This window comes from Lentisphaera profundi (genome assembly GCF_028728065.1).
Taxonomy (GTDB): Bacteria; Verrucomicrobiota; Lentisphaeria; order Lentisphaerales; family Lentisphaeraceae; genus Lentisphaera; species Lentisphaera profundi.
The window spans coordinates 1,379,990-1,395,749 of record NZ_CP117812.1; the positions used below are offsets into that span (position 1 = coordinate 1,379,990).

A 15,760-nucleotide genomic window follows, 5' to 3' on the forward strand; every position below is an offset into this window, starting at 1 on the left:
TCGCTTCATTCTCGCACAGTTTATAGCTCTGTGTTTACATATGTAAATTTAATTATTTTAGGAATATCATTATGAGTCGCTTTGGAGTTCTTTTAGATATTGATGGAGTGCTCTGTAATCCATCGGGTTTAATGTTAGGAGCAGCTGAATTTGTTGATGAATTAGTAAAGAAAAATATCCCCTTCATGTGCCTAAGCAATAACTCATTAAAAAAACGAAGTGAAATGTCCCAGCATTTAAAAGATCTAGGTTTAGCAGTAAAAACTGAACAGATTTACACAAGTGCAATGGCCACTGCACGTTTTTTGGCACAACAGAAAAAGAATGCTCGAGTCTATGTGTTGGGAAGTGGAGGCTTATTGACGGCTTTAGAAAAAAATAATCTTATGATTGTAGAGGATAAGCCGGATTATGTAATTGTGGGTGAAGGACGAGACTACAGCTTAGAGGTTGTTGATCAAGCGATTAAATTTTTGAATGAAGGAGCTCGATTAGTTACGGTCAATATGGATAACCAGCGCTCTACAGCATTTGGTTTACGTAGTGGTTGCTGTTCTATCGTAAAACTACTTGAAGATGAGACTAATAAAAAAGCCTTAAATTTAGGAAAACCCAGTCCGCTGATGCTTAGGTCTGCTCGCAAGTTACTGGGGATGAGAGCCTCTTTTACAGTCATGATTGGAGATCACATGGATAATGATATTTATGGTGGGATTCAGCTCGGTTATTATAGTATCATGGTCATGAGCGGTAGAGCCTCTGCAGAAGAAATGAAAAATTACTCATTCATGCCAGATAAAGTTATTGGCAGCCTGGGTGAATTGTCAGTGACAGAGCTAGAAACTATTATAGATGACAAACCCATTGACGAAGACTACTTAATCACTTTTGGATAGAAGATAAAAACTCTTTAACTTTACTCAAGGAGTTCATAGGTTGTTTACAGCTATAATTTTGGCAAATATAGATGCTCACTTTATTATCGATCATTACCATGTTTTTTGTGTAGGGAGCTAATTTATCCATCTCTGGATCATGTTCTTTTTTGACGAGAACAACTTTATTAGGTGAAAACTTAGAATTGATCAAAGTTAGAAATTCATTGGCTTCCGAAATATCCTTTTTGACGACTATAACAAATTCATAGCTATCCGCAGTTTTAAAGTCCCAAGCAGTCATTAATTGACTATAGCCAGGAGGATATTTATTGACTTGCTTTGCAAAGCTCGCAAAGATGGAATCTGAATAATTTAATAGATTCGTCTGAGCAGTCAATTTACTGATTACCTGGAGATTTAAGGCTGCAATTGAATTGCCCGACGGAATGGCACCGTCGTAGATCTCTTTAGGACGTACGATAAGTGGCTCACCATCCTTTGCAGTAATAAAAAAAGCGCCATTCGCATTATCGTAAAATAAATCTATCATCATTTGGTTGAGACGAATAGCATGAGCAAGATACTTTGGATCGAAGTTAGTTTGATAGAGTTCTAATAAACCCCAAACAAAAAAACTGTAGTCATCTAAGTGAGCGGGTAGGCCAGCTTTTCCTAGACGAGAACGTTTGAGTAAACGTCCATTAGCATCGCTTACATGGTCTAAGATATAATCGGCGGCAGATTGTGCCATTTCAGTATATCTATCATCTGTAAAGGCACGCGCGCTTTTTGCGAGGGCCGCAATCATGAGGCCATTCCAGTCGGTCAATATTTTATCATCTTTTAAAGGATGGATACGCTTAGCACGATGGCGAAATAAGACCTTTCTCGAGTTCTCTAAATCCAGGCTCAAAGTTTCGATCACTGTATTATTGGCTTTTGCATATTCAGTGATTCTCAAGTTTTGGTGAGGTATATTATTTACGGAAGTATGGCCGCTAGCCTCGTCAATGAAATTGCCTTTGGAGCTGATCTTATAGAAATCGCAAAAGCGCTCTCCGCTTATACTTCCGAGAATAGATAATATTTCACTTTTACTCCAAACATAAAACTTACCTTCCACACCTTCGCTATCAGCATCTTCGGCAGAATAGAAAGCGCCTTTAGGCGAAGTCATGTCACGAGCGACATACTTGATCACTTCTTTGGCAGTTAATTTAAAATCTTCAATTTTAGAGTTTTCCCAAGCTTCTGTATAGGCAATAATATGCATGGCCTGGTCATAGAGCATTTTTTCGAAGTGGGGAAGTAGCCATTCTTCATCTGTGGAATAACGGTGGAAGCCAAAGCCTATTTGATCGTAAATCCCTCCCATGCGCATTTTTCTTAATGTCAGTTCAAGCATTTTTAAGATTTCGGGATCATTCGTGTTTTTATACAAACGTAAAAGTAAGCTTAAATTATGTGGTGAGGGAAATTTGGGTTTCGTCGAAAAGCCTCCATTGATTGGGTCATATCTCTTCTTGAAGTAGTTTAAAGATCTCTGTAAAACATCTTTATCTAAAACACTTTTCTGATCACTGGTACCAATCGTGTTTTGCATATGTTTTACTATTGACTCAGCCGAGTCTTCTATTTTTTTACGGTCGGAACTCCACGATTCGCTAACTTTAGGTATGAGCTCTAGTATTCCTATTCGTCCAGACTGACTCTTCTTGGGGAAATAAGTCCCTGCAAAAAAAGGTTTTTTCTCAGGTGTCATGATTATCGTGAGTGGCCATCCACCAGATCCAGTTAAGGTTTGGCATACGGCCATATATACATTATCTATATCGGGTCGCTCTTCGCGATCGACTTTTATACAAACGAAAGCTTCATTCATCAATTTTGCGACTTCAGCATCTTCAAAGGATTCGTGCTCCATAACGTGACACCAATGACATGTGGAATAACCGATGCTCAAAAAGATGGGTTTGTTGAGTTTTTTTGCAGTATCGAAGGCTTCTTGTCCCCAAGGATACCAATTTACAGGGTTGTATTGATGCTGTAAAAGATAGGGACTCGATTCTTGGCCGAGGCGATTTTTCGTCTGATTTTCATTATCTGCAAAGCTCATGAAACTTAAGTAGCTAATGAATACAAGGAAGAGTTTGATAAGCAGGCACCTCAATTAAATATATAAAAAAACACTTGTGAGACTAAGCTTACACAAGTGTTTATCAGAAAAATGTATTAGTAATTTATTCCTCGGCTACTTTATAGCCTATACCTCGGACAGTCATAATATTAGAGGCAAACTCACCGACTTTTCTTCTGATCGAGAGAATATGCACATCGACAGTTCTTTCCGTAATAATGACGTCTTCACCTCGAATTTTTTCTAAAATGGCTTCACGTGAATAAACGCGACCAGGGTGCTTACAGAGAAAGAAAAGTAATTTGTATTCAACTGGAGTCAAATTAAGTAGGGTTCCATCGAGCTTTGCCGAAAAGTCAGCTAAGTTCATCACTAGACCTTTGTGAGTGATTACATCATCACTACTAAAGTCTGTGTGGTCCAAATGGGCTCTACGAAAAGCAGCATTGATTTTGGCTACTAAAATCTTTGGATTAAAGGGCTTTGTGATATAATCATCTGCACCTAGTTCCAATCCCGTCAATTGATGGTTTTCATCAGAACGAACAGAAAGCATAAAAATGGGGATACTTGACGTCGAAATGTGCTTTTTCAGTGCTTGGCAAACTTCTGTTCCATCAATATCATCTAACATGCCATCCAAAAGAATTAAATTCGGATGTTCATTTTCCGCTATCTGAATGGCTTCTTTTCCCTTTGATGTAATTTTTACATCAAATCCAGCATTAATAAGTGCGTGCTTTATGAGCTCTTGAGTTACGAGCTCATCTTCAACAACTAAAATACTCTTCTTCATAGTGACCTTACTCCCAAATTCGCAATATATACTATATATAAACAATAGAGCTGAGTTTAATATTTTCGAGTGGAAACCATGATAATATTCAAATGAGCACTTAAATTAGGTGCTTATTAATTCTGTTTTTAAAGTATTAAGTCTGCGAGAGGCTTTTCGACAGCTGTAAACTGAAATACTAAGCATAATTTAACAGAACCGCCGGTGTAAACAGTGACGGTTAAATCATACCAAAAGCATCGTTTATCACCTTGAATGAGCATCCCCACTCACGGGGTAAAAAAAAGACTTGAACCGAAGTTCAAGTCTTTTTATGAAAATTGTTTAAAAGCTTACTTTATACCCGCACGAGTTTCTGCAACGTGGAGAATAAGAGTTTTGATTTTTCTATATGAATTAATCACATCAGTGAAGGTTGTGCTGAGCAATGGATCCATACGCTCGTCAGAGAGGCGCTCCCAGTGATTAGAACGGTACTTGCGAATCTCTGCAGTAATCTCTTCTGATCGAATTGAGGCTTCAGAGTGGATGGCTTGATCATTCTTCTCTGTATTTTGGATCTTTTTATAGAAGGTAGAAATCATTTCATGAAGTTCAAGAATCTCTTTCTTTTGCATATCGTTGAAAGATAAATCATTATCTTCGAGACGCTTGAAATGTTTAACAATAGTCATGATATAATCTGAAATAGACTCATACTCATCGGCGAGAAGAAGTTGTCTCTTGGCTTCTTCTGATTCATCATGATTAAGAGCTTGGCTCATGACATCAGTAAGGAAGTCAGTCACTTCTGTTTGAACTTTATCTAAGATATCCTCAACACGGAAAATATTACGACTAAGTTTTTTACTATCTCCAGTACCTTCTATGAAGTTTTTGAGGTCAATGAGCATAAGATCAGATTTGTGTTCCATTTTCTTTATTTCGTGCGCACTTTGTTCAATAGCGGCGAAGGGAGAATCATACATCTGGAAGTCGAGGTTTGTGAGGTACTTATCTCCCATAACCTTTTTGTCTTTGACAATTTTGTTCAATATATTAGCAGCAACTGCCGTGAAAGGTAAGAAGAACAATACGTTGGCGACATTAAAAATGGTGTGAACCATAGCAATACCGGCAGTCATGTAGGGGAAAGTTAAAACTTCTTTACCATCGATAATTTCAATTGCAGAAGCATTGATATCAGTAATATCTTTAAAGCGACCCATGAACCAAGTAATGAAATCCATGTATTGTGAGAAGATTAAAGTGATCCAAAATACACCGACTAAGTTAAAGAAGATATGGAAGTAGGCGGCTCTTTTTGCATTCACACTGGCTCCAATGGAAGCAAGGAAAGCTGTAATAGTCGTACCAATATTTTCACCAAGAACCAGTGCAGCTGCAGTTTCGAAAGGAATAACACCCGTCGTGGCCAGCGCAATTGTAATACCGAGAGTAGCAGAAGAGGATTGAACTATGACCGTGAGGAAACAACCCACCAGAGCACATTTGAGTACTCCAATATAAGTACTGGCACTAAAATAAGAGAAAGCTTTTTCAAATTCTTGTAATTCTTTCATTGGTTTGAAGCCATTCTTCATAAGCTCAAGGCCGAAGAAAACCATACCAACACCCATGATTGCCATAGAGATGAATTTAACTTTTTCTTTCTTATTAAAGAGGTAGGTAAATGCAGCTATACCGAGAATAGGCAGTCCCCATTTACCGATTTTGAGAGCAATAACCCAACCAGTAACAGTTGTTCCAATATTGGCCCCTAAAATAACACCAATAGCTTGCTGCAAGGCCATGATCCCCGAATTGACAAAGCCAACAGCCATTACCGTTGTTACTGAAGATGATTGAACGAGTACGGTAAGGAAAACACCCGCTACACATGCAAGGACTCTATTGTTTGTTACCATTTTGATACATTTTTTGAGGGAAGGTCCAGCGACTTTCTGAATACCATCAGACATGAAGCGCATACCTAATAAGAAGATACCTAGGCCACCTAAGAGAGAGAAGATCATTTTTTGAATGATTTTTGAGTCGAGCTTAATATATTTTTGCTTAAGCTTCGCTTTTTTGGCTACGTCAAGATCTTTAGTGTCATTTATTTCAGTGCTTTCTATAGATTCAAGTTTTGGGTTGATTTCTTTAGAAGTGTTATCTTCTAGTTTTTTGACTTCAGTTTGAACGACTTGTGAGGGATTAACTTCGCTTTGTGCAAAAGTGGAGAGAGTCACGCTAAAGAGTAGCGTGGATAAAAGTAAGAATTTTTTCATTTTCTTCCTGTTTTGTGATTCATCGTCATCTCAGTTTTATTAAACTCCGACCTATAGAATCATTATTATTAATAAATCATTATATAACTGTTAAAACATGGTTCAGCGTGAGATAATAACAGGACTTGAAATAAAATTCAAATGACTTCTATGGGAAAACTACTTTTATCGCCCGATAATTTTGGATTCATTAAATAATGACTTTCATAGATCAAAATTGTCAAAGTAAATCTGCTAGAATGCTCATGGAATAATGAGACTTCCATCTCTAATCTCCAAAGAGCATCAAGCTTTAATAAGCAGTTCTTGGATTGCCGTCCATTCACTCTGTTCTTTATTAAAGAGAATGCGTAAAAATTTGATTTTAAAAAATTTGATTTGAGCTACAGCAGTACCATGCTTAAACTCTGTGAGCTTCTGGAAATGAAGTCCATCAAATGAATAGAGTAGGTCCGCTTCTTCTACCAAACTTCGCAATGTTTGGGGCACACCAGTACGAATTTCTAAACATTCAGCTTGGAGTGTGTTTTTAAATTTAAAGTCAATAAACTCACCAGGCATATAGGGCGTAGGCACCCAAACATATAAATCTCGATTACCTTTACCCGCATTACTCTCAGGCTCTTGCCAGCGCGCTTTGCGGTAAGTAATTAGCTCATAAGGGTAATGTGAATACTGTTTTTTCTGAATGAAATCAAAATTGGGGACCGAACTCACATCAGACCAAGACATACAGGGACTTAAAAGCCTAGCTTTAAAAAGACTGGGAATTGCAACTTGAGTAGGGCGTTCATATATAGAATTGTCTTCATTTGGCTGCGAACCATCAGTAGTATAATAGACGATATCTTTGGGGTGCGCTTTGATTACTTGAACTATACTGTCCCTATAAACGAGTTTAGGCTTATTTAGGCGTGATGGAATCTCTTGATCCTTCAAAAATTGACAGTGGAAATTTTTATAGCGATTAAATAAGCCTCCCCAACTTTTTGGATGGCTCCAGGCTACTTCACTTGCAGCTAATAGTCGAGGGAATATTTGTTCCCAAATAAAATCTTTCTTATCCAAGTACTCGGCCCAGAGGCAGATGCCATATCCTTTGATTAAATCGGGCCTATCTATACCTTCTAAAGGTTCGTAGCTATAAACTTTCTCCATATCCAAGAACCCCGCCCAAGAATGACCTCTCTCAAAAGCACCTTGTGCCATATCAATATAACAAAACTCGCCAGGACAAAGGATGACGGGGATATCTCGTTTAACGGCTTCTTTCGCAGGCTCAATACCTTCCCATGACATAATAGTAGTTGATTGTGGAAGTAGGGGGTCTTGTAAGCTTTCATTCCATGCGAGAACTTTCTTACCAAGTGATTCCACCGCTTTATGAACTTTGCGAAAAAATAGGTCTTGTAGCTGACGACTTGATTCAAATCCATTATCTTTCATAGCGGCTAAGCAAGAAGGGCAGTTATTCCAATGAGCTCTCTCGACTTCATCATTGCCAATATGGATATAATCAGAAGGAAATAGGCTGGCAATTTCTTTTAAAATTTCTTCAATGAAATTGAGATTTTGTGGTCTTGAAGGACAGAGAGAGTTGAGTTTAACTCCTTTATCTAGTAAAGCTTGAGAAATGTTGTCACAGCGTGTTTCTGGATAGGAATTAAGTATGGCTAAGGAATGCCCAGGTATATCTATTTCTGGAATAATTTCAATGCCTCGATCCTGCGCATAGCCAATGAGTTCTCTAATCTCGTTTTTTGTGTAAAACCCACCATAACGATGTTGGCCAGAACCACGATCAGGCAGTAATATTTCATTAGGTCCACGCCAAGCTCCCTTAAGAGTTAAATCAGGCCAGCAATCCAGCTCTAAACGCCAGCCTTCATCATCACATAAATGCCAGTGAAATATGTTTATTTTATAAAAAGCTAAGAAGTCAAAAAGCTTTTCTAGAGTTTCAATGGGGAAAAATTGTCGAGAACAATCTAATGAAAATGAACGCCACGAAAACTTAGGAAAGTCTTTGATTATTAACAAGGGGATCTGACTTCCTTTTAATTGACTTAAATCTGGAGGCCATATTTGTCTCTGGCTATAGAGAGCATACAAAAAGCCAATATTATCCGCAGCTGAAATTCTAATTGTGTGTGCTAGGATCTCTAGCTCATAACATTCCCGTTCCATGGCCTTAATTTGAAAAACTATACGATGATTAGCCTCATTATGAATGTTGATATCAGCTTCACTTAACAAATCAGTGATTTGTCTATACACTAAATCCTTGGGACTGCCTTCATAATCAAGCCGAATTGAAGACTCAAATTTAAAATAACCATCCATCAATAAAATATCCTGCACCTGAGGGCAAATATTAATCTGCGTATAAGCTTGGGCACGTTTATGGATAAATCTCTTTATAACACTCATATTTACTCAGTCTATTAATGTCGCATAATATATATTATGTATAATTTACGCTCGGTCTCGTAATTCACTGCAATATATCACATGCTAGAATTTAACAAACTAAAGTTGCTTTCAAAGCCTCCTAAATAGAAAGATTTTGACAACTGTCATCAATGATCATAATATGCCCAAGCAATTATATTTTACGGACCTACGACTTACCAAAGCTTACGATCTAGACTGCGGTATTGAATCGCTTCCCCAATATGTTCAGCTTGGATAGATTCACTCGCCTCTAGGTCGGCAATCGTTCGCGACACTCGCAAAATACGATCGTAGGCTCGGGCTGATAAGTCGAGGCTATTAATGGCTTGCTGTAGCAGTTGACGACTAGTTTGATCCAATTCACAGACATCCTCAAGCTCTTTAGTATTCAAGCTAGAGTTTGTTCGACTATTGCCAAAACGTTGGTGTTGGAGTGCCCTTGCCTTCTCAACTCGTTCGCGAATTAATAAAGAACTTTCACCATTGGCTTTAGTCATCAGCTCTTCTTGACTCAATGGATTAATTTCTAGGTGCAAATCAATTCGATCTAGAAGTGGTCCTGAAATGCGATTCCTATAGCGCTGAATCTGCATGCTATTACAGCGACACTCTTTTTGCGAAGAGCCCCAAAATCCACAGGGACATGGATTCATTGCTGCGATGAGGGTGAAATCCGCAGGAAAACGGCAAGTACCGCTAGCGCGTGATATTTGGACATCGCCAGATTCCATGGGCTGACGTAAAACTTCTAAGGTACTTCGTTTATACTCGGGTAACTCATCGAGAAATAAAACGCCACGATGCGCTAAACTCACCTCCCCTGGACGTGGATTTGACGAGCCTCCAAGAAGCCCTGCTTCTGATACGGTATGATGTGGTGAGCGATAGGGTCTCTGAGTAATTAATGCTTGATGAGCTTCAAGAGTCCCTGCTATTGAATGGATCTGAGTGACTTTGAGTGCTTCTTCCAAGTCCAAGCGGGGAAGAATGGTTGAAAAAGAACGAGCCATAAGTGTTTTTCCACAACCTGGAGGGCCAATCATAATTAAATTATGTCCACCACAAGCCGCGATTTCTAAACCTCGACGCAGAGCTTGTTGCCCTTTAATGTGAGCAAAATCGACTGCGTTATGATTATTCTCTGATTTAAATAAGGTGCTGAGATCCGTTTTTATAGGCTCAATAGTAATTTCACCCAGAAGACTATGATAGACCTCTCTTAGATTCTCTACTGGATAAACTTTTACACCTTCTGCGATAGCGGCTTCCTTTGCGTTTTCAGTAGCGATATAAATTTGTTTAAAACCCTTTTCACGCGCATGCAAAGCCATGGCTAAAGCGCCGTTTACGGATCGAATTCGGCCATCTAATGCTAACTCACCGATAAATATAGTCTCATGTAAAAATGCACTGGGAAAATTAGGATCACAACTGGCTATCAAGGCCATGGCAATGGGTAAATCCAAAGCTGAGCCTGATTTTTTAATTCCCGCAGGGGCTAAAGATATTGTTGTGGAACCTCTAGGGAAATGAAATCCCGTTGCCGTAATTGCTGAGCGTACGCGCTCTTTGCTTTCCCGCACAGTGGTATCAGGTACACCTACGATACTTAGGAAATTATCACTTCCTGCGGCGTCGTTTGTACTAACTTCAACCTCTAGTGAAAAAGGCTCTATTCCATTTAGAGCTACTGACCAAGTTTTAGCTAAGTTCATTCCATACTCCTCTATTATCTAGAGGCAATATACTTTATCAGTAAAGATAAAAGCCAGTTTTTAGAATTTAAAGTTTAAGCTCATTCATGACTAATTGAAGATCTGCCCAGGCTTCTTTCTTTTTCGCTTTGCCATAGACATTCTCGGAACGCATCAAGAAGGCAGGAGAATAAGTCGGCATGATTTTTATTCCTTCCCAAGAGAGCCATTGCCCACGGCATTGATTGATACTCTCGAAATTAGAAATTTCTCTTATTATACTAGGGCTACAGACTATGCACGCATCGGGTTTTAATAAATTAATCTGTTGTAATACTGCTGCTGATTGCTCTTTAAGCTCACTAGTTCTTGGGCAACGATGGATTTTGGCTATGTAAATATCTTCTATATCAATTTTCATGGCTGCTAACATTTTTAAGAAAAATTCACCAGAAGGACCCGCTAAAGGATCCTGTAATTCACCTTTGATTAGTGATCCATCAAAAATAAAAAATAACTTAGTTTTCTTCAATTCATGAGGATCTTTGAATGATATATTACATTTCGTGCATGAGAGAGCTTTTTCTCTTAATGTACTTAAATCTAAAGTCTTGATATCAATTTCAACTGATAAGTCTTCTATTTCTTCGAAGGATTCTTCTTGCTTCACGTTTAGCTTTCTTGCGGGATCTACAATAGGAGCTTTGACTTCTAAATGTTTAGTGATCACAGGCGGGACACTATGCTGAATCAGCTTGACTTCCTTTACATCAACCGTTTTAACAGAATTAGAATCTTGGGGAGAACTACTACTTATTTCTAATACTTCATGGGACTGATTGGGCTTTGTTGGGAAGCTTAATTTTTGCTCTGCTTGGTAATAAAAAAAATCATTAAGCTGCTCATGATCCAAGTCAAAAGAATTATCTCCTAAGCGTTGTTCGTTTTTTAATGCTTCTTCAAGTGCTTCGATAATTTTCATCAACAACCTCTAGCTTATGAGAGAGGCTTTCTCTATCATCATTTGTGTCGCTTCTTTTTAAGGTAATTGTCAAAATGATTGCTAGGATAATAATAATGATTATAGCTATGGCCCAAGGGAATTCTTTACTCTGAATCAATACTTCTTCTTGTGCATCTTCTTCTAGCGGAGTTACTGAGCTCAAAGGGTGGAGATTTCTTTCTGATGCCAAAAGACTCAAGTCAATTTCTTCTGTTTTTTTAGGCACAAGTGTATCGCTAGGACTAGGAGCAAACTCTTTCAAAATTTCTTTGCTGGGATGCAGGTCAATTCGTTCAAAGTCTTGGATTAAGTCTTGGATCTCTGGACGATAGGAAGGTTTTTTTTCCAACATACTTAAGACGAGTCTATTTAAATTCTCTGGAAGATTTTTATTGATATCCAACAAGGAGCTTGCTTGGATATTTTTATGTGCCTCTAATAAAGAATTGCCTGTCTCTTCTTTGTGAAACGGTGGGTAATTAGTAAACAGCTCATAAATAATACAACCCAAGGAATAGATATCCGATTGTACGGAAACTTTTCGTTCGGAAATAACTTCTGGAGCGACGTACTGACTATTATTTACCGGGTTAAAACCTTGAGTTTTCTTTGATAATTCTAAAGCCGCCGGCCATGAGATCTCCACGTCATAGAAAGAGATTATTTCTTTATCGTAAGTAATCGTACTAGGCTTTAAGTTGGAAGCTAGAAGTTCATGGGAAGACAAATCTTTATAGGCTTTAAGTAAATCCAAACTCAAGGCTAAAGCTTTATCCATGGTGAGTTTTTCTTTTTGACGATAACCTTTTAAACTCGTCTTAATGAAATCATATTCAATACAATACTGATCCTCAAACTCAAAGGATTCCTTGAGTTTAAGTAGGTGTTCACTATTAATAGCTAATTGCTTTTGTACACTTAGTTTCAAAGCTTGTTGAGCATGTAGAGAGTTTGTGATTAGCTCATTAAAAACCCTGAGACGACAAAGTTCATTATCTTTATTCAGGGCATTATAAGTAGTTGAAAATTCATCGTTCGCTTTAACAACTTGAAGAGTGTAAGCACCGAATAATTTGGGCACGGTGAAGTTATAGTTACATGAAGAGCATGATTGTTTACTTAAAGCTTTACTATATTCAAAAAACATTCTGTTTTCACAGGATGGACAAGCTGCTTTAATTTGCTCTTCACTCATATCTTTACCTTGTTAAATTAGTGCTAGTAAGGCTGCTCCTAAAACACCCGCTGAATCACCTAATTGATGACAATAGACTTTGGGTTTAGCTACAGGACTATAAATATAGCGTCTCATCTCTTCTTCAAGACCTTCGTATACTACAGGCTGTAAGGATACACCGCCACCCAGAACAAAGTAGTCTGGATCCAATATATTGGTTAAATTTGCCAAATATTTGGCTAAGCGTTTTTTATATTGTTTAATAATGGCTTGTGCCATGGGCTCTTGCTCTTCTGCCATTTCAAAAATTTTTCTTGCATCTGGACGATCATGGATCTGAGAATACATGCGAGATGAATATGCTGCTTCTATTGCGGTACCTGATAAATACTGCTCTGCACAGCCAGCGACGCCACAGTGACAAGGTAAACCTCCATCAAGCTCTATAGCCATGTGCCCTATTTCGAATGCTGAGCCAGAAGAGCCAACAATTAATTGACCATTAATCACACATCCACCACCTAGGCCCGTGCCGAGGATAAGACCTAGGCCATTTTGCTTTTTAACTGGCTTGCCACTTTCTTTAGAATGTAAGATGCCAGCACCTGCTAAAACTTCCGCTAAAGCAAAGCAGTTAGCATCATTACTAACTTCAATAGGTATAGCGAGTTTAAGTAATATTTGTAAATCGTTCTCTAAGTTTTTATCCAAGAAAATACGTGTATTTCCGTTAGACATAGCTTTTCTCTTTGGATCAACTGAACCAGGTAAACCAATACCAATGCCTTTTATCTCATCAAGAGAAATAGCAACTTCTTTGGAGAGATCTTTAATGAGTTCTGATATGTTTTCAATAACTACTTGGTAGCCTCGACTTCTCTCAGTCGGAATTCGGCGTGATCCACGGTTCCGCAAAAAAAGTACTTCACCTGCAATTTGAATTTCTTGCCAGTGACTTTTGTCCTGGGATTCCTTAACAACTTCAAAAAACGCGGCTTCAACTTTAGTGCCGCCAATATCTAATCCACAAATAATCATCTAACTTCTCTATATTAATTCTGTTGACACTACAAAAAAAATTATTTAATCCCGCGACTTAATTCATCGCCTCTATCTTTTGCTGCTTGAAAGCCTTGGCTAAGTACTTCACGCAAATTATTGTGCTTAAAGTTTTCTAAGGCTGCATAGGTAGTTCCATTTGGTGAAGTCACGGCATTGCGCAGTTCTTCTGGACTACCTAGTTTATTGCTTAACATTTGAGCGGCTCCCAAGAAAGTCTGAATAGAGAACTGAAGGGCTACATCATCTGCCAAGCCATTGTTTTTTGCTGATTGTGCTAAAGCATCAACCATTTCAAAAATATAAGCTGGGCCACTACCACTTAATGCCGTAATGGTATTCATATCACCCTCATCGACCCGTGCAAGTATGCCTGAGCATTCAAAGTATTTATGTAATAAAGCAGTCTCTTCTTGATTTACTCCAGCTGATGAGCAATAAGCTACAGCTCCCTTAGATACACAGAGAGGCGTATTAGGCATTGTTCGAGTTACTTTATCTGTACCTAGCCATTCTTGTAAATCATCTAAAGTAATGCCTGCACATATCGAAACGAAATGCTGCTCTTTAACCATAGGTCGGAGTGAGCGACAGATTTGTTCCGCTACCTGTGGTTTAAACCCCAAGATAACCATGTGAGAATTCATTGCATCGCTATTGTCACTACTCACGGGGATTTGCGTTAGATTGTGAAAAATATCTTTACTTGCACCTGGCGAAGTCCCTATGATTTTATCACAATCTAAGACCGAATTTTGACATATACCTTTGGCAATAGCACTGGCCATTTTGCCAGTACCAATAAATGATAATTGTTTCATATTCGCTACTTAGTTGAGCAAACTTTCACGCTGCATTCTTTCTCTAAGCTTCTTAAGTGCTTGATTTTGAATTTGACGGACGCGCTCACGTGTTCTGCCAATGGCCTGGCTCACTTCTTCCAAAGTCTTTGGACGACCTGAAAGTAAACCAAATCGCAACTCTAATACAAGTTTCTCACGATCTGTCAAATAAACAATGAATTTCATCATTGAATTAATTGATTCAGCTTCACCAATAATATCGGAGGCTGTCTGAGAAGCTTTGTCAGCAACAATATCTTGAATTTCACCATCTTCACCATCTTGAAGTTTAGCTTGAAGGGAGATCGTAGATCCTCCAACAGTACTAAGACCTGAAACGGTTCTTTTAGAGAACTCTAAAAAAGTTGCGATTTCTTGATCAGTAGGCTCGCGCATGAGTTTTTCTTTTAACTCAATACGTGCGTTACGAATTTTATTGATTTTGCCTGCGGACTGCACAGGTATACGAATTGTACGGCTCTGATTAGCCAAACCACGTCGCATGGATTGTTTAATCCACCACGCCGCATAAGAAGAGAATTTTGCACCTTTAGCTGGGTCGAATTTTTCAACTGCTCGCATCAATCCAATATTCCCTTCTGAGATAAGGTCAGATAAGGGTAAGCCGAGTCCTTTAAAATCATGTGCAATTTTAACAACAAGACGAAGATTTGATACGATTAGCTTTTCGCGGGCTTTGTCACTACCTAACTTAATGTCAGCAGCTAAATCGACTTCTTCTTCTTTTGTTACTAGTGAATAATCACTAATGTTATGCATATAATTACGAATTGCGTCGCTTTTTGACATCGGTCATGTCCCGGATACTTAAAATTGTTAATATTTACTTGCTAAATACGATAGCATATCTTACCTTCACAAACTGGGTGAAAATAAGCGTGCTATAGTAACGGATGTTGAATATAATACAAGCCTACTTTTTAGAAAACAAGTCCCTGCTTAATCTAAGTCATATTATAAGTCTCTATTCTCTGTCAAAGACCAGTGAAATTGTGATGAGGCATGGTTATTGACACTCGATAACTGAGTGAAGAGTTCTCGCGTTTTGGCCAACTCCGATATTTTAGAGTAAGCCTCATATCTAAGCTCAAATACTTTCGATATCCTATGTACTACTTTCTCAAAGTCTATTTCCTTGAGGTTTTCGGGAAGATCATCTAGAAGAAGGAGTGGTTCCCCCATCTCTGGAGTGCTTTGAAACCATGAATTCAGGACTTCTTTGGGTGATGAATCTAAAAAACATTTTAAGTAATCTGCCATATGCTTTTGCTGATTAGAACAAAAATGACTAATGGATTTTGTTTTTGGCCTGGTAAAGATATCCTCTAGTTCATCCATGCTTTCGGATAGTTTTAGATGATCCCTTCGGCAATGCCGTATAATTTCTTTAGTTTGTGTAAAAGACATAACTAGCTCCTTATTAGCTTAT

Annotated in this window: 12 protein-coding genes; 1 reads left to right on the plus strand and 11 read right to left on the minus strand. The window is 38.3% G+C overall.

The annotated features are described in order from the left end of the window. The first annotated feature begins 71 nt into the window (after positions 1 to 71). Positions 72 to 896 carry an HAD-IIA family hydrolase gene (locus PQO03_RS16840; protein WP_274151916.1) on the plus strand — a complete coding sequence of 275 codons (825 nt, stop codon included), beginning with the start codon at positions 72 to 74 and terminating at the stop codon, positions 894 to 896. Here PQO03_RS16840 and PQO03_RS16845 read toward each other — a convergent pair. The 11 genes from PQO03_RS16845 to PQO03_RS16895 form a co-directional block, all read right to left on the minus strand. Next, complete coding sequence (locus PQO03_RS16845; RefSeq protein WP_274151917.1) at positions 883 to 2,994, minus strand: thioredoxin domain-containing protein; 2,112 nt, start codon at positions 2,992 to 2,994, stop codon at positions 883 to 885. The two genes, PQO03_RS16840 and PQO03_RS16845, sit on opposite strands and share 14 nt — an antisense overlap. 124 nt (positions 2,995 to 3,118) lie before the next feature. Beyond that, positions 3,119 to 3,811 carry a response regulator gene (locus PQO03_RS16850; protein ID WP_274151919.1) on the minus strand — a complete coding sequence of 231 codons (693 nt, stop codon included), beginning with the start codon at positions 3,809 to 3,811 and terminating at the stop codon, positions 3,119 to 3,121. A 332-nt stretch (positions 3,812 to 4,143) separates the two neighbouring features. Then, entirely contained in the window at positions 4,144 to 6,081 is a 1,938-nt protein-coding gene (locus PQO03_RS16855) for a Na/Pi cotransporter family protein (RefSeq protein WP_274151921.1), read from the minus strand. A gap of 285 nt (positions 6,082 to 6,366) precedes the next feature. Beyond that, entirely contained in the window at positions 6,367 to 8,511 is a 2,145-nt protein-coding gene (locus PQO03_RS16860; RefSeq protein ID WP_274151923.1) for a beta-N-acetylhexosaminidase, read from the minus strand. A 197-nt stretch (positions 8,512 to 8,708) separates the two neighbouring features. After that, on the minus strand, positions 8,709 to 10,250 hold the full coding sequence (locus tag PQO03_RS16865; RefSeq protein ID WP_274151925.1) for a YifB family Mg chelatase-like AAA ATPase: 1,542 nt from the start codon (positions 10,248 to 10,250) through the stop codon (positions 8,709 to 8,711). Between the two features lie 67 nt (positions 10,251 to 10,317). Then, positions 10,318 to 11,211 (minus strand): uracil-DNA glycosylase family protein, encoded by an 894-nt coding sequence (locus PQO03_RS16870; protein ID WP_274151926.1) that lies wholly within the window; start codon positions 11,209 to 11,211, stop codon positions 10,318 to 10,320. Further along, positions 11,189 to 12,427, minus strand: a complete 1,239-nt coding sequence (locus PQO03_RS16875) for a protein kinase domain-containing protein (RefSeq protein ID WP_274151927.1) — start codon at positions 12,425 to 12,427, stop codon at positions 11,189 to 11,191. Before PQO03_RS16875 ends, PQO03_RS16870 begins: the two co-directional genes overlap by 23 nt. Positions 12,428 to 12,439: 12 nt before the next feature. Then, the gene (locus tag PQO03_RS16880) at positions 12,440 to 13,447 is read right to left on the minus strand and encodes an ROK family protein (protein ID WP_274151928.1); all 1,008 of its coding nucleotides are present in this window, start codon (positions 13,445 to 13,447) and stop codon (positions 12,440 to 12,442) included. A 41-nt stretch (positions 13,448 to 13,488) separates the two neighbouring features. Then, positions 13,489 to 14,289, minus strand: a complete 801-nt coding sequence (gene proC / locus PQO03_RS16885) for a pyrroline-5-carboxylate reductase (RefSeq protein WP_274151930.1) — start codon at positions 14,287 to 14,289, stop codon at positions 13,489 to 13,491. Positions 14,290 to 14,298: 9 nt separating this feature from the next. After that, positions 14,299 to 15,120, minus strand: coding sequence for a sigma-70 family RNA polymerase sigma factor (locus tag PQO03_RS16890; protein WP_274151933.1), 822 nt, complete (start codon positions 15,118 to 15,120; stop codon positions 14,299 to 14,301). A 165-nt stretch (positions 15,121 to 15,285) separates the two neighbouring features. Beyond that, positions 15,286 to 15,738, minus strand: coding sequence for a hypothetical protein (locus PQO03_RS16895; RefSeq protein ID WP_274151935.1), 453 nt, complete (start codon positions 15,736 to 15,738; stop codon positions 15,286 to 15,288). Between the last annotated feature and the right edge of the window lie 22 nt (positions 15,739 to 15,760).